21 protein-coding genes and 1 tRNA gene are annotated in these 21,474 nt (G+C 68.2%); 4 read left to right on the plus strand and 18 right to left on the minus strand.

Going from position 1 to position 21,474, the window contains the following annotated elements:
• Position 1: 1 nt before the first annotated feature.
• The 8 genes from AC1RSI_RS09210 to AC1RSI_RS09245 all read right to left on the minus strand — a co-directional run bounded on the left by AC1RSI_RS09210 (position 2) and on the right by AC1RSI_RS09245 (position 6,920).
• A complete protein-coding gene (locus tag AC1RSI_RS09210) occupies positions 2 to 1,111 on the minus strand; it encodes an acyltransferase family protein (RefSeq protein ID WP_154726556.1) in 1,110 nt (369 codons plus the stop codon).
• 172 nt (positions 1,112 to 1,283) lie between these two features.
• Positions 1,284 to 2,705: an NAD(P)(+) transhydrogenase (Re/Si-specific) subunit beta gene (locus tag AC1RSI_RS09215; protein WP_035307114.1), complete on the minus strand. Its 1,422-nt coding sequence runs from the start codon at positions 2,703 to 2,705 to the stop codon at positions 1,284 to 1,286.
• 13 nt (positions 2,706 to 2,718) lie between these two features.
• On the minus strand, positions 2,719 to 2,985 hold the full coding sequence (locus AC1RSI_RS09220; protein ID WP_035307111.1) for a hypothetical protein: 267 nt from the start codon (positions 2,983 to 2,985) through the stop codon (positions 2,719 to 2,721).
• Positions 2,982 to 3,317 carry an NAD(P) transhydrogenase subunit alpha part 2 gene (locus AC1RSI_RS09225; protein WP_154726555.1) on the minus strand — a complete coding sequence of 112 codons (336 nt, stop codon included), beginning with the start codon at positions 3,315 to 3,317 and terminating at the stop codon, positions 2,982 to 2,984. The genes AC1RSI_RS09220 and AC1RSI_RS09225 overlap by 4 nt, the downstream gene beginning before the upstream one ends.
• 3 nt (positions 3,318 to 3,320) lie before the next feature.
• Positions 3,321 to 3,551 (minus strand): hypothetical protein, encoded by a 231-nt coding sequence (locus tag AC1RSI_RS09230; RefSeq protein ID WP_154726554.1) that lies wholly within the window; start codon positions 3,549 to 3,551, stop codon positions 3,321 to 3,323.
• A complete protein-coding gene (locus AC1RSI_RS09235) occupies positions 3,548 to 4,681 on the minus strand; it encodes a Re/Si-specific NAD(P)(+) transhydrogenase subunit alpha (protein WP_154726553.1) in 1,134 nt (377 codons plus the stop codon). The genes AC1RSI_RS09230 and AC1RSI_RS09235 overlap by 4 nt, the downstream gene beginning before the upstream one ends.
• Positions 4,682 to 4,775: 94 nt before the next feature.
• A complete protein-coding gene (locus tag AC1RSI_RS09240; RefSeq protein WP_035307105.1) occupies positions 4,776 to 5,048 on the minus strand; it encodes an aa3-type cytochrome c oxidase subunit IV in 273 nt (90 codons plus the stop codon).
• Between the two features lie 63 nt (positions 5,049 to 5,111).
• Positions 5,112 to 6,920, minus strand: coding sequence for a M3 family oligoendopeptidase (locus AC1RSI_RS09245; protein ID WP_154726552.1), 1,809 nt, complete (start codon positions 6,918 to 6,920; stop codon positions 5,112 to 5,114).
• A 103-nt stretch (positions 6,921 to 7,023) separates the two neighbouring features.
• On the opposite strand from AC1RSI_RS09245, the gene AC1RSI_RS09250 reads away from it, so the two are divergent.
• The 3 genes from AC1RSI_RS09250 (at position 7,024) to AC1RSI_RS09260 (ending at position 10,945) form a co-directional block, all read left to right on the plus strand.
• Entirely contained in the window at positions 7,024 to 7,509 is a 486-nt protein-coding gene (locus AC1RSI_RS09250; protein ID WP_196066399.1) for a DUF1203 domain-containing protein, read from the plus strand.
• Positions 7,510 to 7,865: 356 nt separating this feature from the next.
• Entirely contained in the window at positions 7,866 to 9,383 is a 1,518-nt protein-coding gene (locus AC1RSI_RS09255) for a DUF4153 domain-containing protein (protein ID WP_230307684.1), read from the plus strand.
• Positions 9,384 to 9,496: 113 nt separating this feature from the next.
• Positions 9,497 to 10,945, plus strand: coding sequence for a sigma-54-dependent transcriptional regulator (locus AC1RSI_RS09260; protein ID WP_035307095.1), 1,449 nt, complete (start codon positions 9,497 to 9,499; stop codon positions 10,943 to 10,945).
• 89 nt (positions 10,946 to 11,034) lie between these two features.
• Here AC1RSI_RS09260 and AC1RSI_RS09265 read toward each other — a convergent pair whose 3' ends face one another.
• The 4 genes from AC1RSI_RS09265 to AC1RSI_RS09280 form a co-directional block, all read right to left on the minus strand.
• Positions 11,035 to 11,334 (minus strand): hypothetical protein, encoded by a 300-nt coding sequence (locus tag AC1RSI_RS09265; protein WP_035307139.1) that lies wholly within the window; start codon positions 11,332 to 11,334, stop codon positions 11,035 to 11,037.
• A 171-nt stretch (positions 11,335 to 11,505) separates the two neighbouring features.
• Positions 11,506 to 11,781, minus strand: a complete 276-nt coding sequence (gapR, locus tag AC1RSI_RS09270) for a nucleoid-associated protein GapR (RefSeq protein WP_008263716.1) — start codon at positions 11,779 to 11,781, stop codon at positions 11,506 to 11,508.
• A 196-nt stretch (positions 11,782 to 11,977) separates the two neighbouring features.
• Positions 11,978 to 12,103, minus strand: coding sequence for a type B 50S ribosomal protein L36 (ykgO, locus tag AC1RSI_RS09275; RefSeq protein ID WP_008263184.1), 126 nt, complete (start codon positions 12,101 to 12,103; stop codon positions 11,978 to 11,980).
• 239 nt (positions 12,104 to 12,342) lie between these two features.
• Positions 12,343 to 12,419 (minus strand) — tRNA-Ala (locus AC1RSI_RS09280).
• 182 nt (positions 12,420 to 12,601) lie between these two features.
• Between AC1RSI_RS09280 and AC1RSI_RS09285 the strand changes: the two genes are divergently transcribed.
• Positions 12,602 to 13,879 (plus strand): lytic murein transglycosylase, encoded by a 1,278-nt coding sequence (locus AC1RSI_RS09285; RefSeq protein ID WP_035307091.1) that lies wholly within the window; start codon positions 12,602 to 12,604, stop codon positions 13,877 to 13,879.
• A 190-nt stretch (positions 13,880 to 14,069) separates the two neighbouring features.
• On the opposite strand, the gene tdh is transcribed toward AC1RSI_RS09285, so the two are convergent.
• The 6 genes from tdh to AC1RSI_RS09315 all read right to left on the minus strand — a co-directional run bounded on the left by tdh (position 14,070) and on the right by AC1RSI_RS09315 (position 21,384).
• On the minus strand, positions 14,070 to 15,122 hold the full coding sequence (tdh, locus tag AC1RSI_RS09290; RefSeq protein WP_008258650.1) for an L-threonine 3-dehydrogenase: 1,053 nt from the start codon (positions 15,120 to 15,122) through the stop codon (positions 14,070 to 14,072).
• 104 nt (positions 15,123 to 15,226) lie between these two features.
• Positions 15,227 to 16,417 (minus strand): glycine C-acetyltransferase, encoded by a 1,191-nt coding sequence (locus AC1RSI_RS09295; RefSeq protein ID WP_035307088.1) that lies wholly within the window; start codon positions 16,415 to 16,417, stop codon positions 15,227 to 15,229.
• A gap of 42 nt (positions 16,418 to 16,459) precedes the next feature.
• Positions 16,460 to 17,374: a DUF4232 domain-containing protein gene (locus AC1RSI_RS09300; protein ID WP_154726645.1), complete on the minus strand. Its 915-nt coding sequence runs from the start codon at positions 17,372 to 17,374 to the stop codon at positions 16,460 to 16,462.
• A gap of 55 nt (positions 17,375 to 17,429) precedes the next feature.
• Positions 17,430 to 17,852 (minus strand): methylmalonyl-CoA epimerase, encoded by a 423-nt coding sequence (gene mce, locus AC1RSI_RS09305; RefSeq protein ID WP_154726646.1) that lies wholly within the window; start codon positions 17,850 to 17,852, stop codon positions 17,430 to 17,432.
• Positions 17,849 to 20,008, minus strand: coding sequence for a methylmalonyl-CoA mutase (gene scpA, locus AC1RSI_RS09310; RefSeq protein ID WP_154726647.1), 2,160 nt, complete (start codon positions 20,006 to 20,008; stop codon positions 17,849 to 17,851). The genes mce and scpA overlap by 4 nt, the downstream gene beginning before the upstream one ends.
• The gene (locus AC1RSI_RS09315; RefSeq protein ID WP_154726648.1) at positions 20,005 to 21,384 is read right to left on the minus strand and encodes a methylmalonyl-CoA mutase family protein; all 1,380 of its coding nucleotides are present in this window, start codon (positions 21,382 to 21,384) and stop codon (positions 20,005 to 20,007) included. The genes scpA and AC1RSI_RS09315 overlap by 4 nt, the downstream gene beginning before the upstream one ends.
• Positions 21,385 to 21,474: the final 90 nt, after the last annotated feature.

Here is a 21,474-nt window from a genome sequence, read left to right on the forward strand (position 1 = left end):
TTCAGGCGGCCTTGGGCTTGGTCCAGCGGTCGATCAGGCGCTGGGCCGGGCGTTCGACCCGATTGTGCGCCACGACCGCGATCACGACGATGAAGCCGAACAGGCCCAGCGCGAACAGGTCGTTCAGCCAGACCGAGCCGAAATCGACGCGCCGTCCGCCCGGCATCCAGTCCAGCTTGCGCGCGATGATCAGCATCACGGTCAGGATGAACATGTGGACCATGTAGATGGAGAAGGACCAGCGCCCCAGGGTCACGAGCGCCGGATGGTCCAGCAGCCGCGACACCCGCCCCTCCTCGCCCGCGAACACCCAGACCAGGATGACGAAGACCAGGGTGACGGCCACCGTCACCGGCCCCTCGGCCCAGGCCACAAAGAGGCATACGGCGACGACGGCCGCGATCTCCAGCCCCGTGGCCGCCAGGCCCTTAAGGCGCGGGATGTTCATCCATAGGCCCTGTAACAGGCAGCCCAGGAAGAAGCCGTAGACCGCGCGCGGCACGGCGAAGTCATAGGTTGTGTTCATCCAGCGCCGGGCGTAGCTGACCACCAGAACGCCGCCGATGATCGCGAGCACCAGGCCGATCCAGCGAAACCGCTTGGGCGCCACCAGCACCAGGCCGGCGAAGATCAGATAACAGGCCCATTCGGCGCTCAGGGTCCAGGACGGGCCGTTCCAGGTCAGATGCGGATGGACATGCCAGGCCTGGATCAGGGCCAGATTGGTGAAGATGGCCCACACCGACCGGTCCCCGGTAAACGGCGGCGCACTATCGAAATGGAAGGCCAGCCGCGCCAGCTCCAGGCCGACATAGGCCGCCAGCATCAGCACGTGCATCGGCCAGATCCGCCCGAACCGCCGCACCATGAACCGCCCGGCGTCCGCCCCAGTCTTCAGCCGCTCGGCATAGGCATGGGCGATGACGAAGCCCGACAGGACGAAGAAATAATCGACGAACAGATAGGCGTGCTGGATGAAGTCCCAGGTCCGCCAGTGGCTGGCGACCGGCATGTGGAACATGACGACCAGGATGGCGCACACCCCGCGCAGGGAATCGAGCGCCTCGAAACGGCGATGGGCGACGGGAGCGGGTTTGGACAGCGCGTTCACGGACGCGTGATAGCGCCGGTCAAGCTCGGGCGATAGGGGTTTCGGCGGTTGGTGAGAGGATGAGCAGCGCGCCCTTTGCTTCATCTGCCCTGCTTCACCGGATGGCGGACATGAAGCTGTGCTCTCAACCCGTCATCCTGGGCCTCTTACCCAGGATGACGACAGTGGAGCCTCACAGCGCCTTCACGATCCCCTCGACCATCTTCTTGGCGTCGGCGAACAGCATCATGGTGTTGTCGCGGAAGAACAGCTCGTTCTCGACGCCCGCATAGCCCGAGCCCATGCCGCGCTTGATGAACAGCACGGTCCCGGCCTTTTCCACGTCCAGGATCGGCATGCCGTAGATCGGCGACTGGGGGTCGGTCTTGGCGGCGGGGTTGGTGACGTCGTTGGCGCCGATGACGAAGGCGACGTCGGCGGTGGCGAACTCGGCGTTGATGTCCTCCAGCTCGAACACCTCGTCATAGGGGACGTTGGCCTCGGCCAGCAGGACGTTCATATGGCCCGGCATGCGGCCGGCGACGGGGTGGATGGCGTATTTCACCTCGACCCCCTCCTCCTTCAGCTTGTCGGCCATTTCACGCAGCGCATGCTGGGCCTGGGCCACGGCCATGCCGTAGCCGGGCACGATGATGACCTTGGACGCGTTCTTCATGATGAAGGCGGCGTCCTCGGCCGAGCCCTGTTTGACGGGCCGGGTCTCCTTGGCGCCGGCCGGACCGGCCGCCGCGTCCGCGCCGCCGAAGCCGCCCAGGATGACGCTGATGAAGCTGCGGTTCATGCCCTTGCACATGATGTAGCTCAGGATCGCGCCGGAACTGCCGACCAGGGCGCCGGTGATGATCAGGGCGATGTTCTCCAGCGTGAAGCCCAAGGCCGCCGCCGCCCAGCCGGAATAGGAGTTCAGCATCGACACCACCACCGGCATGTCGGCGCCGCCGATGGGGACGATCAGGGTCGCGCCCAGCACCAGGGCGATCAGGAAAACGCCCCAGAAGGCCCAGGTCGCCGCCCCGCCGGTGCCGATCAGAATGCCGATCAGGAAGACCAGGCCCAGACCCAGGCCGACATTGATCAGGTGCCGCGCCGGCAGGATGATGGGCGCTCCGCTCATGTTGCCGTTCAGCTTGGCGAAGGCGATGACCGAGCCGGTGAAGGTGATGGCCCCGATGGCGACGCCCAGGCTCAGTTCGATGATCGACAGGGTTTTGATACCCGTGCCGTCCTCGGACAGAATTCCGAAGGCCTCGGGCGCATAGACGGCGCCGATGGCGACCAGGCAGGCGGCCATGCCGACCAGACTGTGGAAGGCGGCGACCAACTGGGGCATGTCGGTCATGGCGACGCGCCGCGCGATCAGGGCGCCGGTCCCGCCGCCAACGATGACCCCGCCCGCGATCAGGGCCAGGGTGACGGCGTCCAGCGCCCCGGTGGTTCCCAGGGTCAGCAGGGTCACGCCGATGGCCAGGGCCATGCCGATCATGCCGAAGGTGTTGCCCTGGCGGCTGGTCTCGGGGCTGGACAGGCCGCGCAGCGACAGGATGAACAGGACGCCGGAAACCAGATAGGCCAGTGCGGCCAACGATGCGTTCATCACGCCCCTCCCCTCAAGACGTGCGCGCCAGCCGCCACAGGGCGGCGGCGATGAACAACGGGCCGATGAAGAACAGGGCCCATTCAAAAACACCCAGCGGCCGCTCCTGGCTCACGACCCGGACCAGTATGGCCGAGAAGACCAGGGCGATGCCGCAGTCGTGCAGCCGCTGACGCTTCAGCGGCAGTTTCGTCCCGAACCAGCCGTACAGCCACAGGCCGAAGCCGACGCCGGTGGCGATCCAGGAGCCGGTTATGGCGATCTGCGCGGGATCGATCATGCTGCGCCCTTGGGAGCCGGCCGCTCCTTCTTCTTGTACATGACCAGCATCCGCCGGGTGACCATGAAGCCGCCGAAGATGTTGACGCTCGCCAGGGTCACGGCCGCCACGCCTGCGCCCTTGGCGATCCAGGCGCTGGGGCCGGTCGCATCGCCCGACACGGCCGCCGCCGCGATCAGGCCGCCGACGATGATAACGCTGGACACCGCATTGGTCACGGCCATCAGCGGCGTGTGCAGGGCCGGCGTCACGCTCCAGACGACGTAATAGCCGACGAAGATGGCCAGGACGAAGATGGCCAGGCGGAAGACGGTGGGATCGACATGTTCCATAACCTATGTCCTGCTCTCGGCTCGCTCAAGCTCGCCAACACGTTGCCGGCCCTCCAGCGCCTCAATCCGCTTGGCGAGTTGTAAGTTGGACCGCGCCAACGCCGCGAGGATGACGAACGGCACCACGATCAGCGCCATTTGTACATCTGCGTCGGGGCGCCAAATCGTTAGACCGGCCAGGATCACGGTCATCCCGACGCAAAGACCAAGATAGACTTTGAGTTCGGTAATCATCCCCCCACCCCTTCATGCACCACGGCCCCGCCGTGCGTCACGACAGCCGCCTTCAGGATCTCGTCCTCCAGATCCACGGCCAGAACCCCGTCCTTGATCATCAGCCCGACGAAGGCCGACAGGTTGCGGGCGTACAGGGCGCTGGCGTCGGCGGCGATGCGGCCGGGCAGGTTGGACCAGCCGACGATGGTCACGCCGTTCGGGGTGGTCACCACCTCGTTCAGCTTCGAACCCTCGACATTGCCGCCCGCCTCGACCGCCAGATCGACGATGACCGAGCCCGGCTTCATCGAGGCCACATGGGCCGCCGTCAGCAGCACCGGGGCGGCGCGGCCGGGGATCAGGGCGGTGGTGATGACGATGTCCTGCTTGACCACATGGCTGGCGGTCAGTTCGGCCTGTTTGGCCTGATATTCGGGCGACATGGGCTTGGCGTAGCCGCCGGCGGTCTGGGCGTTCTTGAACTCCTCGTCCTCGACGGCCAGGAATTTGGCGCCCAGGCTCTCGACCTGTTCCTTGGTGGCGGGGCGGACGTCGGTGGCGGTGACGACGGCGCCCAGCCGCCGCGCCGTGGCGATGGCCTGGAGGCCCGCCACGCCCACGCCCATGACGAAACATTTGGCGGCGGCGACCGTGCCGGCCGCCGTCATCATCATCGGGAAACCCTTGCCATAGGCGTAGGCCGCCTCGATCACCGCGCGATAGCCGGCCAGATTGGCCTGGGACGACAGCACGTCCATGACCTGGGCGCGGGTGATGCGGGGCACGAATTCCATGGCGAAGGCGGTGGCGTTGGCGCCGGTCAGGGCCTCGACCGTGGCCTTGTCTCGCCAGGCGTCCAGCATGGCGATGACGATGGCGCCGGGCTTGAGCGCGCTGGTCTCCTGGGCCGTCGGGCCGCGCACCTTCAGCACGATGTCGGCGCCGTCCAGCACCGCGCGGGTGTCGGGCTTCACCGCCGCGCCGGCGGCGGCGTAGTCGGCGTCGGGAATGGAGGAGCCCAGGCCGGTCCCGGCCTCGACCGTGACGGTCGCGCCCAGGGCGATCAGCTTCTTGACCGTCTCGGGCGTGACGGCGCAGCGCGTCTCGCCTTCGCGACGTTCACGGGTGGCGGCGATAGCGACGGCCAAGCGAATCCCCTTGTTCCTGTATGGGACGCGAGACTAGGCCGGTTCCGAAGACGCCGTCAAAGCGCGTCGTTATTGCATCGTTGCGGACGGGGGCTCAGTGGCCCGCGTCGGCCTTGGGCTTCAGGGCGAAGAAGCCGACGCCCCCCAGCACCACTGCGCCGGCCAGGGCCGCCATCAGGTTGCCGCCCGGATGGAACCACAGGGTCAGGAACAGCAGCAGGCAGGCCACGGCCAACGAGCCCCATTTGGCCAGATCCATGAACAGCTTGAAGGTCGCCGCCTGTTCATTGATCTGCATCCCGCCCCGGACATAGGCGGTCGCGTCGGCGTCTGCCTCGGCGGTGGCGGGATTGTGAGCGTCGGCCATGAGAACTCCCTCGGTCTTGTCGTTGAGGCGACTATAGCGCGGGTTCAGCCGGGCGCCAGCCTCTCACCCCAGCGCTTCGAACTGATCCACCAGACGTTCCAGCCGCTTGCAGCCCACGCTCCAGAAGGCCGGATCGCGCGGATTGAGGCCGAAGGGCTTCAGCGCCTCGACATAGGTCTTGGCCCCGCCCCCGGCCAGCAGGTCGCGGTACAGGGGGGTGAAGCCCGTCGGATCGGCCCGCCGCGCCTCCATCAACGCCGCCACCAGCAGGTCGCCGAAGGCGTAGGCGTAGACGTAGAAGGGCGAGTGAACGAAGTGGCTGACATAGGCCCACCAGTGCTCATAGCCGGGGTTTAGCGTCACCGCCGGCCCCAGCGAGGCGCCCATCTCGGTCAGCCACAGCTCATTGATCCGCTGCTGCGAGACCTCGCCCTTCTGCCGCTCGTCGTGGAAGCGGGTCTCGAACCGGTGGAAGGCGATCTGGCGCACCACCGTGTTCAGCCCGTCCTCGATCCGCCCGGCCAGCAGGCCGCGCTGCTCGCGTTTCGGCGCTGTCGCCAGCAGACGATCGAAGGTCAGACCCTCGGCGAAGATGGAGGCGGTCTCGGCCAGGGTCAGGGGAGTGTCGGCCAACAGGGTGCCCTGGTCCGCCGCCAGGGTCTGGTGCACCCCGTGGCCCAGTTCGTGGGCCAGGGTCAGGACGTCGCGCCGCTCGCCCATCCAGTTGAGGAAGACATAGGGGTGGCGGTCGGCGGTGACCGGGTGGGCGTAGGCGCCCGACTGTTTGCCCGGCCGGGCGCGGCCGTCGATCCACGGCTTGTCGAAGAAGCCGGCGGCCCGTTCCGCAAACTCGCCGCCCAGGTCCGAGAAACTGTCCAGAACGATCTCGCGCCCCTGGCTCCAGGTGAAGGCGCGCGGGGCGGTGGTCTCGATCGGGGCGTTGCGGTCCCAGTGGTCCAGCCGCGCCTTGCCCATGGCCTTGGCCTTCAGCGCATAATAGCGGTGCGACAGCTGCGGATAGGCGGCGGCGACGGCCTCGGCCATGGCGTCCACCGCCTCGCCGTCGACCTCATTGGCGAGGTGGCGGCTGTCGGCGGGGCGTTTGAAGCCGCGCCAGCGATCCTCCATCGCCTTGTCGGCGGCGACCGTGTTCAGCACCAGGGCCAGGGTCGGGGCGCGAGCGGCCAAGGCCTCCGACAGGCCCTCGGCGGCCGCCTTGCGCCGCGCGGGCTTGGCGTCCGACAGCCGGTTCAGGGCCTCGGCCAGGGTCAGGCTTTCATTGCCCGCCTTCGCCCGGAGCGCCGCCAGCTGTTCGTCGAACAGGCGCGGCCACTGGGCCGTGATCGGGCCGCGTTCGGCGATGAAGGTCTCCAGCTCGCTGGACAGTTCGTGCGGCTTCATCGCCCGCACCCGCCGCAGCCACGGCCGCCAGCGCGATGCGCCTGCGTGGGCCTGAAGCGCGGCCTCCAGCGCGGCGTCGTCGATCTGGTTGATCTCCAGCGTCAGCCAGACGGTCGGGGTGGCGATGGCGGTGATCTTCTCGCGCACATCGGCCTCGAACCCCTGAGCGCCCGCATCGTCGCGCGCCGTCGAGGCCGCCAGGAAGGCGTAGGCGCCCAGGGCGCCCAGCACGTCCGACGCCTGTTCATACAGGCTGATCGCCCGATCCAGCGCCGCGTCCAACGAAGCCGGATCGCCGCCCTGCCCCGCCAGCCGGCCTTGCAGGCCGTTCATCTCGTCCACCAGGGCGCGCGCCCGATCCAGGTCGGCGGCGATCCGGGCGTCGTCGCGCGAACCATAGAGGTCGGTCAGGTCCCACAGAGGGGCTTCCGCAGGGTCGGACTGGGAGAGGGCTTTGAAGGGGGCGTTCATGCCCGCCTTTGTGGGGGCGGCGCGGGCGCGATGCAACGGCCGCAAGCCGCCAGACGGCGAGAACCGAACGTCGCAAGGAAAGACCTCAATCTGGAGATTCACCATGACCTATCGCATCGAAGCCCTGCCCCTGGCGCCCTTCGCGCCCTATTTCGCCATGTCCGATAAAGACTTAGCCGCGGTCGGCGCGCGCCGGTGGGTCGCCGACGCCCCCGGCCGCGCGCCCTGCCGGGTCAGCCTGCGCGACGCCGACGCCGGCGAGGCGCTGGTGCTGGTCAATCACGCCCATCTGACCGACCCGACCTCGCCCTATCGCGCCTCGGGACCGATTTTCGTGCGCGAGTCGGCGGTGGAACAGGCGCCGATCACCGGCCCGGCGCCGGAGATGCTGACCAAGCGGCCGCTGTCGCTGCGCCTCTATGACCATCGCAACATGATGATCGAGGGGCTGGTGATCGACGGCGCCGATCTGGACGCACGCCTGGCCGAGGCGTTCGACCATCCGGCCCTGGACCAGATCCACATCCATTTCGCCCCGCGCGGCTGTTATCTGGCGCGGGCCTGTCGGATCGAGGCGCCGCTTCCCTGAACACCCCCTCTCCGGTTAGATGGCGCGCCCAGGTCGGTCGCCCACTCGGGCGCCGAGCCGGGCAAAAGGGCGCGTCATGACCACCGAAGCGGCGAATATTCTCGGCACGGGCTGGGGCGGGACCACGCCGGACGGCGACCGCCGCCGGATCGCCATCGTGCGGCTGACGGTCGGTCTGTTGCAGGGGATCGTCCTGTACCTGCTGCTGCGCGCCACCGAGGGCGACAGCGCCAGCTGGTCGCAGCGCCAGCTGGTCGCAGCGCCATCCCGACCTGTTCGCGCCGGCCCTGCTGACCGCCCTGTTCCTGCCCGCCGTCCTGCTGTCCGGCGTCGGCAAGCTGAGGCTGTGGGTCTATGTGGTCTGGAGCCTGATCGCGGGCGCGGTGCTGGCCCTGCTGGCCTGGCACGACATCGCCCGTCAGGCCGACGGCGCGCGCGAGGCGACCTTCCCCCTGTTCGTCTTCGCGGCGGCGGCCCTGTTCATCGCCCACCATCTGATCGTGCCGGCGGACCGGGAGCGCCGGCTGGCGGCCTCCTATCCGGCCTATTTCGACGCCGCCTGGATGGCGGGGGTGCAGGGGGTGCTGTCGGTCGGCTTCGCCGGCGCCTTCTGGCTGCTGCTTCTGCTCGGGGCCAGCCTGTTCAAGATCATCGGGCTCAGCTTCCTCAGCGACCTGCTGCAAGAGAGCTGGTTCTCCCTGCCGCTGACCAGCCTGGCCTTCGCCACGGCGGTGCATCTGACCGATGTGCGCGACGGTCTGATCCGGGGCGTGCGGACCGTGGCCCTGATGCTGTTGTCCTGGCTGCTGCTGGTCATCACGGTGCTGGTCGGCGGCTTCCTGCTGGCCCTGCCCTTCACCGGCCTGGACGGCCTGTGGCAGACGGGCAGCGCGACGGCCCTGGTGCTGTCTGCGGCAGCGGCCCTGATCGTGCTGATCAACACCGCCTATCAGGACGGACGCCCCGACCATCGCCCCCCGGTGGTGCTGCGCTACGGCGTCCGGGTCGCCTCGGCTCTGATCGCGCCCCTGGTTGGCCTGGCCTTCTGGGGCCTGGCCCTGCGCATCGGCCAGCACGGGCTGACGCCGGATCGGATCATCGCCACGGCCTGCGCTGTGATCGGCGCGGTCTATGGCCTGGGTTATCTGTTCGCCGCCGTGCGCCCCGGCCCCTGGATGAAGCCGCTGGAACGCACAAATGTCGCCGCCGCCGTCCTGTCGGTCGCGGTCATCCTGGCCCTGTTCAGCCCCCTGGCCGACCCGGCGCGACTGTCGGCGAAGGACCAGGTCGCGCGGCTGGAGCGCGGGGCCGTGGCGGCCAAGGATTTCGACTATGACTTCCTGCGCTTCGACAGCGGCAAGGCGGGGCTGGCTGCGCTTGATCGGTTGATACAGTCGCCGGACGCGGAGATCGCCGAGCTGGCGCGGGCGGCCCGCGTGCGCGTAGATCGCGAGGCCTATTCTATCCAGGACCGGAACGAACGGCTGGCGGGCATCCGGATCCAGCCGGTCGACGGCCAGACGACCCCGCCCAGCTTCACCGCCCAGCTGGGTCGCCAGGACGCCCTGATGTACACCTGCAACAGCGAGGCGCCCTGCCGCCTGCGCACCCTGGACCTGGACGGCGACGGCCGGGTCGAGGTTCTGCTGGCGGCGCCGGGGTCCATCATGGCTTTCGCCCAGGACGCCGGGGGGCAATGGTCGCAAACCGGATCCTACAGCGTCATGTGCGGGAAGGTATCGCCGAACGACCTGCCCAAGGCCTTCGCAGAGGCTGTGACCGTCGCCCCCGCCAGCCTGCCGGACCTGGTCGTGGGCGATCAGACGCTGAAGGCCCAGCCGCAGATTCGGTGCGCGACGGCGTCACCCGGTTAACGTCCCGGTCACCACGCCCTCTCACCCGATTTTCACCTCGTCCCCCTAGAAATCGTCCCGAAACGGGCCAGTCCGCACCACGGGCGGCCTATCGGTGATGACAAGGGGCTCCCATGGCCAAGACCGTTCTGGTGGTCGACGACGATCCGACCCAGCGCCGCCTGCTGCAGGCCGTGCTCGAACGCGACGGCTACGCCGTGGTCCATGCGGCCGGGGGCGGCGAAGCCATTGACCGCATGCTCCGGGGCGGCGGCGCAGACATGCTGTTGCTGGACATGGTGATGCCCGAGATGTCGGGTCTGGAATGCCTGGCCGAGTTGCGCAGCGCGGGCGTGACCACCCCGGTCATCGTCCTGACGGCCAACGGCGGCATCGACACCGTGGTCAAGGCCATGCAGGCCGGCGCCCAGGACTTCTTCGTCAAGCCGGTCGGCCCTGAGCGTCTGCTGGTCGGGGTGCGCAACGCCCTGAAGATGACCCAGCTGACGGCCGAAGTCGGCCGGCTGACCAAGCGCGCGCAAGGCCGCGCCAGCTTCGACGACATCATCGGCGACAGCGCCCCCATGCGAATGGTCAAGGCTCTTGGAACGCGGGCCGCCAAGTCGTCCATTCCGGTGCTGATCACAGGCGAAAGCGGCGTCGGCAAGGAAGTCATCGCCCGCGCCCTGCACGGCGCCAGCGACCGGGCCGGCAAGCCCTTCGTCGCCGTCAACTGCGGCGCCCTGCCGGCCAATCTGGCGGAATCCATCCTGTTCGGCCACGAGAAGGGCGCCTTCACCGGGGCGGTCGACAAGACCCTGGGCAAGTTCCGCGAGGCCGACGGCGGCACCCTGTTCCTGGACGAGATCGGCGAACTGCCGCTGGACCTTCAGGTCAAGCTGCTGCGCGCCCTGCAGGAGAGCGAGATCGACCCGGTCGGCGGAAAACGCCCGGTCAAGATCGACGTCCGCATCGTCTCGGCCACCAATCGCGACCCCGCGCAACAGGTCAAGGACGGCGCCTTCCGCGAGGATTTGTTCTACCGCCTCAACGTTTTCCCGATCGAGGCCCCGTCCCTGCGCGAGCGGCGCGAGGACATCCCGGCCCTGGTCGATCACTTCATCGCCCGGTTCAACGCCGAGGAAGGCAAGCGGATCGTCGCCTGCGCGCCCGAGACCCAGGCCATGCTCCAGGCCTTCGACTGGCCCGGCAATGTGCGCCAGCTCGAGAACGCGGTGTTCCGCGCCATCGTCCTGGCCGACTCGCCCTTCCTTCAGCCCTATGATTTCCCGTCCATCTCGGGCGTGGTGGCGCCCATGCCGGAAGCGACGACGACTCTGGCCCAGACCGCCCCTTCCTACGCCGACCTGCCGCCCCTGCCGGAACAGCCGATCCGCATCCTGGACGACCGCGGCCATCTGCGGACGCTGGAAGACATCGAACGCGACCTGATCCAGCACGCCATCGAGGTCTACGCCGGCCATATGAGCGAAATCGCCCGCCGCCTCGGCATCGGCCGCTCCACCCTGTACCGCAAGGTCCGCGAACAGGGGCTGGAAGGACAGCTGAAGGAGGCGGGGTGAGCGTCAGCCTCCTGATTCCAGCCGTTTCAGAAACGCCTTCACACTCCCCTCACCGTCATCCTCGGGCTTGACCCGAGGATGACGATCCATTAGAGATCCTTTGATTTTTTACCCCACCGCCGCTTAGGCTCCTCGCCCTTGGCCTTGGCGGTGATTTCTTTCAGTTTGCGGCCTTGCATGGCCGACAGGGCCTGACCAGGCGCGCCCTTTTCAGGGTCGGCGAAGGCGCGGCCGTGGGTCTTGACCCGCTCGCCGACTGAATCGAGGAACTCGCCCTCCCATTCCGACAGAGAAACGCCCGCCTTCTCTGCCGAGCGGCGGGCGCGTTTCAATGCGTTCAAGGCCGCGCGCTTGGCGGCCTCACGCTGGATTTCGAACGGGCTAGGCAGCGGCTTCTTGGGCGCGCTATCGCCCTTCGGGCTGCTTGAGCGCGTCTTCGGTGCGCTATCGCCCTTCGGGCTGCTTGAGCGCGTCTTGAATCCGCTACCGCCCTTCGGCCCGCCTGAGCGCGAAAGGCCGCCGCAGGGCTTGAAGGGGGTGCGCTTCAAGCCGGGTCAGTCTCAGATCTCGCCGAGGGCCGACAGATAGAGGTCCAGGATGGCGTCCTCTTCCTGGCGCTTGGCCTTGTCCTGCTTGCGGATGCGGATGACCTTGCGCAGGATCTTGACGTCATAGCCCTCGCCCTTGGCCTCGGCGAAGACTTCCTTCATGTCCGTCATCACGGCCTGCTTGTCTTCCTCAAGGCGTTCAAGACGCTCGATGATGGAGCGCAGCCGGCCCTGGGCCGTCGCGGTCAGAACATCGGACGAGGCGTCGAAGGCGGCGTCATCGGCCATGGGGAATACTCCAGAAATCAAGCGCGGACGCTAACCACGCCCAGCGGCGCGGCTCAACCGCCGAACACGAAAAAGGCCGCGGACAAAGCCCGCAGCCTGTGGATCGTCAGAGCTTTTGTCGCGCTATCGCCCTTCGGGCGACCTAAGCGCGGCCCTGCGTGCGCACGCCGCCAGAGCGGCGCGCCGCGAACGCAGCTTAGCCCTGCTTCGCCTTGAAGCGCGGGTCGGTCTTGTTGATGACGAAGACCACGCCCTTGCGACGCACGACCTTGCAGTCGCGGTGACGGGTCTTCAGGGACTTGAGCGAGCTGCGGACCTTCATGGTCGGACGTCCTGAGAGAAGCCAATAAGAAAGCCGCTGATCCGGTCGGATCGCGGCGGAGGCGGTCGTATAGAGAGCGGTCCGGAGAAGGTCAACCCGCTACAGGCCAAAACCCTATAAAAGCCAGTCCCAGCCTGCCCGAACCACCTTCCCCACCCCGTGCTCAAGCAGCGCGAAGCGCGGTAGCACCCAAAACATGTGCTCAAGCAGCCCGAAGGGCGATAGCACCCAAAAAAAGATGGAGGCCTGACCTCCGAGTCGAACGGAGGGTTTCCGGGGTTGCACGCCCGTCGCGTCGCCACTCCGCCATCAGGCCGTCAGAGGACCCTGCGCCAATACGCCGCAGTTCGTTAGCGCGTCGATGAAATTGAGGGTTAACGACGTCAATAGGGGAGTCTCCCGGCGGCGCTTTCGCGCCACAGGCGCTTTGTGGCGCGTGAAAGTCATTCGCGCGGATGTCATTTCACCTATTACCTCGGGGGCTGTAGTCTGAATCTCATGCGCTTTTCCTATCGCCTACTCCTCATCTGCTGTGTCGCCGCCTGCGCGCCGATGCTGCCCGAGCCGCCCGTCAATTTGCCGACGCCGACGCCTGACCCGGGCGCGCCCGTAGCGGCCCCGCCCCCCGCGCCCCAGACGCCGCCCCTGGCCGCCTATGACCAGCAGGGTTTCGAAGGCTGGAAACAGGGATTCCTGGCACGCAAGGGCGGGGGCCGTCGCGCCGACTACGAACGCGAACTGGCCGGGCTGACGCCCGACGCCTCGGTCGTGCGGCTGGACCGCAATCAGCCCGAATTCTCCAAGCCCGCCGGCGCCTATATCCAGAATGCGGTGACGCCGGTGCGAATCGCCCAGGCCAAGCAGCGGATCGACCGCGTGCCGTGGCCGGTGGTCCAGCGCTTCGGCGTGCCGTCCGAGATCCTGGTCGGGGTCTGGGCTCAGGAGAGCGCCTTCGGTCAGGTCCAGGGCGACTATGACGTCATCCGCTCGCTGGCGACCCTGGCCTATGACGGCCGTCGCCGGGACTGGGCCGAGGCCCAGCTGAAGGACGCGCTGGACATCGTCGTCGACGGCCGCCGCGAACGCGCGGGCCTGAAGGGCAGCTGGGCCGGGGCCATGGGCCAGACTCAGTTCATGCCCGACAACTATCTGCGCCTGGGCGTCGATCAGGACGGCGACGGCAAGGTCGACATCTGGGGTGACGACGCGGACGCCCTGGCCTCCGCCGCCAATCTGCTGGCCCAGGCCGGCTGGAAGCGCGGCCAGGGCTGGGGCTACGAAGTCGTCCTGCCGGCAGGCTTCAACTACGCCGAGGCCGAAGGGCCGAAACACAACTGGGCCCACTGGGCGGCCAGGGGCGTGCGCCTGGCCCAGGGCGGCACGCCGAACGGCGCCGAGGCGCTGGAAGAGGCGACCATCCTGTTGCCCCAGGGCGCCAATGGCCCGGCCTTCCTGGCCCTGCCGAACCATTATGTGATCCGGCGCTACAACAACTCGGTCTCCTACGCCCTGGCCATCGGCCTGACGGCGGACGGGATCATGGGCAAGCCCGGCCTGACCAAGGCCTGGCCCAACGACGCCTCCATGTCGCGCGAACAGCGGATCGGCGCCCAGGCCGCCCTGACGCGGCTGGGCTATGACACTCAAGGGGTCGACGGGGTCATCGGAACCAACACGCGCACGGCCCTGCGCCGCTGGCAACAGGCCAACGGCCGCATCGCCGACGGCTATCTGACCGCCGCCCTGGCCGACGAACTGATCCGCAAGGCGAACTGAGGGGCGACTTCACCTCTCCGCGCGCGAAGGCGCGCGGGGAGGACAGGCGATCGCGTCAGCGAGCGCCAGGAGGGGGCGACTCGGTTTCTGAAGCTGGATCGGTCATCACCACTGTCGGAGTCGCCCCCGCCTGGTCGCTGCGCGACCGGTCCTCCCCGTCGGCCTTCGCCGACAGGGAGGTGAAATCCGCTCAGGCCGCCTTGTCCCAGTTCAACACCACCTTGCCCGACTGGCCCGACTTCATCGCCTCGAAACCTTCGCGGTAGTCGGCATAGTCCAGCCGGTGGGTGATCAGCGGGCTCAGGTCCAGGCCGGCCTTCAGCAGGCCCAGCATCTTGCGCCAGGTGGTGAACATCTCGCGGCCATAGACGCCCTTGATGGTCAGGGCCTTCAGGATGATCGCGCCCCAGTCGGTCTCCATGGGTTTGCCGGGGATGCCCAGCATGGCCATGCCGCCGCCCATGATCAGGGTGTCGACGCACTGTCTGAAGGCGATCGGCGAGCCGGACATCTCCAGCGCCACGTCGAAGCCGACCTTCAGGCCCAGCTCCTTCATGACGTCGTGGATGTCTTCCTTGGTCGTGTTCACGGTGCGCACGCCCGGCGCCACCTTCTGCGCCAGTTCCAGCCGGAAGTCGTTGATGTCGGTCAGGACCACGGTGCGCGCGCCGGCGTGGCGGGCCACGGCGGCGGCCATCATGCCGATGGGGCCGGCGCCGGTGACCAGGACGTCCTCACCCAGCAGGTCGAACTGCTGCGCCGTGTGCACGGCGTTCCCGAACGGATCCAGGATCGAGCCGATCTCATAGGGCACGTCGTCCGGCAGTTCGATCACATTGAAGGCCGGCGCCACCACGAACTCGGCGAAGGCGCCCTGGCGGTTGACGCCGATCCCGCGCGTCTTGGGGTCCAGGTGGAAATGACCGGCGCGGGCCGCTTCGGAGTTCAGGTCGATGACGTGCCCCTCGGCCGAGACGCGCTGGCCGATCTTCAGCGGGCGATCCACGTCCTTGCCGACGGCGACGATCTCGCCGGCGAACTCGTGGCCAGTGATCATCGGGGTCGGGACGTTCTTCTGGGACCACTCGTCCCAGTTCCAGATATGGATGTCGGTGCCGCAGACGGCGGTGCGATGGACGCGGATCAGCACATCCTCCGGTCCCGCCTCGGGGATCGGCGCGTCGATCAGTTCCAGGCCGACGCCCGGGGCGGTCTTGGCCAGGGCTTTCATCGTGTCGGTCATAGTCTCAACTCCCTGAAATCATGGCCTCGGCTTGTTCCGAAGCCCGCGGCTGAGGCCCCACGCCTCCTCACCGCTTGTTCTTCGTCGATGGCGCGCGAAGAGGGCTAAATGACGCCCAGTTCTCGTCCCGCCTGCGTAAACGCCGCCACCGTCCGGTCAATCTGGTCGAAGCTATGCGCCGCCGACATCTGGGTGCGGATGCGGGCCTGGCCGCGCGGCACGACGGGGAAGGAAAAGCCGATCACATAGACGCCCAGCTCCAACGCGCGCGCTGCGAAATCCTGGGCCAGTTTGGCGTCGCCCAGCATGACAGGGATGATCGGATGTTCGCCGTTCAGCAGGTCGAAGCCCGCATCGGTCATGGCCATGCGATAGCGGTGGGCGTTGGCCGACAGACGGGTGCGCAGGGCGTCGCCCTCCGCCCCTTGAGCGATACGGATGGCCTCCAGGCTGGAGCCGCACACGGCCGGCGCCAGGGCGTTGGAGAACAGATAGGGCCGCGCCCGCTGCTTCAGCAGTTCGACCACCGACTTCTTCGCGCAGATGAAGCCGCCCATGGCGCCGCCCAGGGCCTTGCCGAAGGTGCCGGTGACGAAATCCACCTCGACCGCGTGATGGGCGAAGGAGCCCTTGCCTTGCGGACCCAGGAAGCCGGTGGCGTGACAGTCGTCCACCATGATCAGGGCGTCGTACTTGTCGGCCAGCGCCCGGATCTCGTCCAGTTTGGCGATATAGCCGTCCATCGAGAAGGCGCCGTCGGTGGCGATGATGATGTCGCGAGCGCCGGCCTCGCGCGCCTCCTTCAGGCGGCTTTCCAGCTCATCCATGTCCGAGTTGGCGAAGCGATAGCGTTTGGCCTTGCACAGCCGCACCCCGTCGATGATCGAGGCGTGGTTCAGGCTGTCCGAGACGATGGCGTCGTTCTCGCCCAGCAGGGGCTCGAACAGGCCGCCGTTGGCGTCGAAGGCGGCGGCGAACAGGATGGCGTCCTCGAAGCCCAGATAGCCGGCGATGGCGGCTTCCAGCTCCTTGTGGATCTCCAGCGTGCCGCAGATGAAGCGGACCGAGGCCGTGCCTGCGCCCCACTTCTGCTGAGCGGCGATCCCGGCCTGGACGACACGCTCGTCGCCCGCCAGGCCCAGATAGTTGTTGGCGCAGAAGTTCAGCACGTCGCGGCCGGCGACCTGGATCACCGGCCCCTGACGCGAGGCGATGATGCGTTCGGGCTTGGTCAGGCCCTGGGCGTCGATCTCGGTCAGTTCGCCGGCGACGCGGTCATAGAAGCTCTGGGTCATGGGCCGCGACCTACGCCGATTTCGACCGGGATTCCACCCGTCTTAGGTCGCCATCTCGGGGTCCGCCTCGGCCCGGATCGGGCTGACGCGGATCTTGCCGCCGCACGGCTGGAACTCGAAGGGCAGGCTGACGGCCGCCGTGTCGCCCGGCGCTGTGGCGCGCAGGGTGGCGACGCTGGGGCAGGTCTTCTGCATCGTCTCGTCCGGCACGACGCTCCACGCCATTTCGAAATAGGCCTTGGCCCGGGGCGCCAGCTCCACCGGCGTCGGCGCCTGGCCCTGGCGGAAATAGCTGCCGGGGCTCTGGTCGGCGCGGATCGAGGTCAGGGGCCGCCCCTGCCCGTCCAGCAGGGTCACGCCTGGATAACCGGTCAGGCTGCACGCCTGGGCGCCGAGGTTCTGGAGGCTGAAGTTGCGCACCCGGTTGCCCGCCCCGGCGTCGCCGCCCTCGGCCGCCAGCTTCAGCTGCGGTCCCTTGCAGGGCGTGGACGCAGGCAGCACCCCGCCCGGCGCGGGCGTGGTCGTCTGGCCCGGCAGGGCTTGCGGAGCCGGGGCGGCGGTCGCCGCCGTCGCCACCGGCCGCGCGCACTGCTCCAGCACCGCCACCCCGACCTCCTCGTTGGGACCAAGCCGGCTCAGGGTCGCCTTCTCCTGGCCGTCGCGGGGGGCGGTCCACCATTCGACGCCCGAGCCGACATAGCGGGCGCCGCTCGCCGCCTCGACCGACCGCAGATCATAGGTCCGCCCCTTGTAGGCCAGTTGCGCCGTGGCCGTGTCGGGATACCGCGCCTCGACCATCGCCCCGCTCTCGCAGGCGTAGCCGACAGCCGGAACGGCCGACGCGGGCGCCGGCTGGGGCTCGACCGGGGCGGTCGGCTGCTCCGGCTCCGCCTGCTGACAGGCGGAGACCCCGGTCAGGGCGGCGAGGACGACGAAGGCGGTCAGGCGGCGCATCATGGTCAGGTCTTCCGTTGGCAAACTTAACGGCGAAGCTGGCGAAAAGCTCCAGCGATCAGTGCACGCCTTTCGGCGTCTCCATCAGCTCGATCAGCACCCCGCCCATGTCGCGCGGGTGCAGGAAGACGACCGGCGCCCCGTGCGCCCCGATACGCGGCTCGCCCGTGCCCAGGATGGTCACCCCCTTGGCCCGCATCTCGGCGACGGCGGCGTGGATGTCGGCGACCTCGAAACAGATGTGGTGCTGGCCGCCCTTGGGGTTCTTGGCCAGGAAGCCGACGATGGGGCTGGTCTCGTCATAGGGCTCGATCAGCTCGATCTGGGCCGTCGGGGTGTCGATGAAACAGACCTTCACCCCCTGCGCCGGCAGGTCGAAGGGCTCGCCGATCTTCGTCGCTCCCAGCACGTCCCGATACAGTTTGATCGAGTCCGCGATGGAGGGCGTGGCGACCCCGACATGGTTCAAGGCGCCGATCATGGCTTGTCCTTTGCGGGGGCGGGCTGGGCGTAACCCAGGCGCTGGTTCAGTTTCTCGATCAGGTCCACCGCCGTGTCGGCGATGGCCGAACCGGGCAGATAGACGGCGGCGGCCCCCATATCGAGCAGGGGCTGGACGTCGGACGGCGGGATCACCCCCCCGACCACGATCATGATGTCCGGCCGGCCCAGCTTCTCCAGCTCAGCCTTCAGTTCCGGCACCAGCGTCAAATGCCCCGCCGCCAAAGATGAAGCGCCCACCGCATGGACCCCCTTCTCGACCGCGTCCTTCGCCGCCTCTGACGGGGTCTGGAACAGGGCGCCGGCGGTGACGTCGAAGCCCAGGTCGCCATAGCCGGTGGCCACCACCTTCTGGCCCCGGTCGTGCCCGTCCTGCCCAAGCTTGGCGATCAGGATGCGCGGCGGTCCGCCGTCGTTCTCGACGAAGGTCGCCACCATCTCGCGGGCGCGGGCGAAGCGGGGATCGGCGCCCGCCTCCTTGGCATAGACGCCCGACACGGTCTGGACCGTCGCCACATGTCGGCCGAAGGCGGCCTCCAGCGCGTCGGAGATTTCACCCACCGTCGCCTTGGCCCGCGCCGCCTGCACCGCCAGCTCCAACAGATTGGCGTTCCCCCGCGCGCCCTCGGTCAGAGCCTCCAGCGCCGCATCGGTCGCCGCCTGGTCCCGTTCGGCCCTCAGCCGTTTCAGCTTGTCGATCTGGGCCGCCAGCACCGCCGCATTATCGACCTTCAGCATCGGAATATCGTCGACGACGGGGTTCAGATATTTGTTCACCCCCACCACCGTCTGCTGGCCGGTGTCGATCCGGGCCTGGGTCTTGGCGGCGGATTCCTCGATCCTCAGCTTGGGAATGCCCGCCTCGATGGCCTTGGCCATTCCGCCCAGGGCCTCGACCTCGGCCATATGGACGCGCGCCCGTTCGGCCAGTTCGTGCGTCAGCCGCTCGACATAGAAGCTGCCGCCCCAGGGGTCGATGACCTTGGTCAGCCCCGTCTCCGACTGCAACAGGATCTGGGTGTTGCGGGCGATCCGGGCCGAGAAGTCGGTCGGCAGGGCCAGGGCTTCGTCCAGGGCATTGGTGTGCAGGCTCTGCGTCTGCCCGCCCGCCGCCGCCATGGCCTCGACCATGGTGCGCGGCACATTGTTGAACACGTCCTGCGCCGCCAGGCTCCAGCCGGATGTCTGACAGTGAGCGCGCAGGCTCAACGACTTGGGATCGACCCCGCCCTCTTTCCGCACCGCCTCGGCCCACAGCAGGCGGCCGGCCCGCATCTTGGCCACCTCCATGAAATAGTTCATGCCGATGGCCCAGAAGAAGCTCAGGCGCGGCGCGAACCGGTCGATCGGCATCCCCGCCGCGACGCCCGCCCGCAGATATTCGATCCCGTCCGCCAGCGTATAGGCCAGCTCGATATCCGCCGAGGCCCCCGCCTCCTGCATGTGATAGCCGCTGATCGAGATCGAGTTAAACTTCGGCGTCTCCTGCGCCGTCCAGGCGAAGATGTCGGCGATGATCCGCATCGAGGGCTCGGGCGGATAGATGTAGGTGTTGCGAACCATGAACTCCTTCAGAATATCGTTCTGAATGGTCCCGGTCAGGGCCGCGTGCGGCACGCCCTGTTCTTCCGCTGCGACGACATAGAGGGCCAGGATCGGCAGCACCGCCCCGTTCATCGTCATCGACACCGACATCTGGTCCAGCGGGATCCCGTCGAACAGGGTCCGCATGTCATAGATGCTGTCGATGGCCACGCCGGCCATTCCGACATCGCCCTTCACCCGCGGGTGGTCGCTGTCATAGCCCCGGTGCGTCGCCAGATCGAAGGCGATGCTCAGCCCCTTCTGACCCGCCGCCAGATTGCGGCGATAGAAGGCGTTCGACTCCTCTGCGGTCGAGAAACCGGCGTACTGGCGGATCGTCCAGGGATTGCCCGCATACATGGTCGGATAGGGACCACGCACAAAGGGCGCGAACCCCGGCAAACCGTCCTGGTGATCCAACCCCTCCAGCGCCTCGGCGCCGTATGCGGTCGCCACGGTCAGACCCTCGGGCGTCAGCCACGGCTCGCGCGCCGGCCCCTGCCCGGTCGCGTCGAGGTTCAGGGCGATCTTGCTGAAATCGGGGAATGTCATTGGCCCGCCTCCTCAAAGGCCGCCGCAAATCGGATCGGCGTCAGGGGTTCGCACACCCGCTCCACCGCCGCAGCCGCCTCATCGCCCGCCTCGACCGGCGCAGGCCGCACGTCCTCATCCACATATTTGGTCACCCCGATGATCTGGGCCGCGCCGTTCTTCAGGGCCGCCTCCTTCAGGGCGCGGGCGCGAGCGATGCGAGGCTGGATCACCGAGCCCTTCAGGGCCTCGACCAGACCGCCCTCGGCCTCGATCATCTGGAACTCGGCCCAGCCGGCCTCGGCCAGATCCCGCGTCCGCGCATCCAAATACCAGCTTCCCGCCGCCGGATCGTCGACCCGGCCCAGGTTGGCCTCCTCCATCAGCACCAGCTGTGTGTTCCTCGCCTGCCGCCTGGCAAAGGCGTCGGACCGGCCCGAGGCGCGGGTGAAGCCGTCCAGCACCACCACGTCCGCCCCGCCGACCGCGCCCGCAAACCCCGCCGCCGTCAGCCGCAGCAGATTGGGCCAGGGGTCGCGCGCCGCCAACATCCGCCGCGACGACCGCGCCTCGATCACGGCCGGCGCTTCAACGCCAAACCCTCGCGTCAACGCCGCCCAGATCAGCCGCATGGCCCGCACCTTGGCCAGGCTGTCGAAATATTCCGCATCGACCGACAGGCCGACCACCGTCCCGCGCAAAGCCGCCTCGACCGACATCCCGGCGTCCACGGCCGCCTTCGCATGAGCCACCACGCTGGCGGCCGCAAAGGCCAGCTCCTGCGCCGCCGGCCCGCCCGCCTCGTGCGCCACGCGCCCGCTGGCCATGAAGAAGCTCGCGTCGGGATAGGCCCCCGCATGCCGCGCCGCCGTATTGGCCGCCAGGCTCAAATGCGCTTCCACCGAACGCGGCGCCCCGCCCGCCTCGGCGAAGGCCGAGACCACGTCCATGTGGAACCTCAGCTTGGCGCGCGGCGAGCCCTTGGCCACGACGGCCAGGGCGTTGGCCGCATCCGGCCCGTCGATCCCGGCCTCCAGCGCGACCGGCGCCAGCTCCAGAGCGACGCCTTCCAGCGCTCGACCCAGCGGCGCGGAATCCGCCAGCACCTTCCCCCTCAGCACCACCGAGGCCGCGCCGTTCTCCAGATCGGTCAGGACGACTTCATTGACAGCCTCGGGATCATCCCCCTCCACCAGGGTCCGCAGATCCCAGGCCCGGCCTTCGGAATCGGACGGACGCGGGGCGAAGATCGGCTGAACGCCCGTCGCCCCGGCGTACAGCGGCCGCGTGACCAGCTGGTCCGCGTCGAGGGACATCAACGCCTCAATCGGCCGATCCTTCAACGCCTTCTGGGCCGCCTCGCGCCATTCGAGGGGGGTGGGGATGGGGAAGCTCATGCGCCCGCCCCCCCTTCTTCTTTCGTCATCCTCCGGCAAGCCGCGCAGCGGCGCAGACCGGGGGACCCAGCGGCGCGCGAAAGCGCGAAC

This window comes from Brevundimonas sp. GW821-FHT10E09 (genome assembly GCF_058809375.1).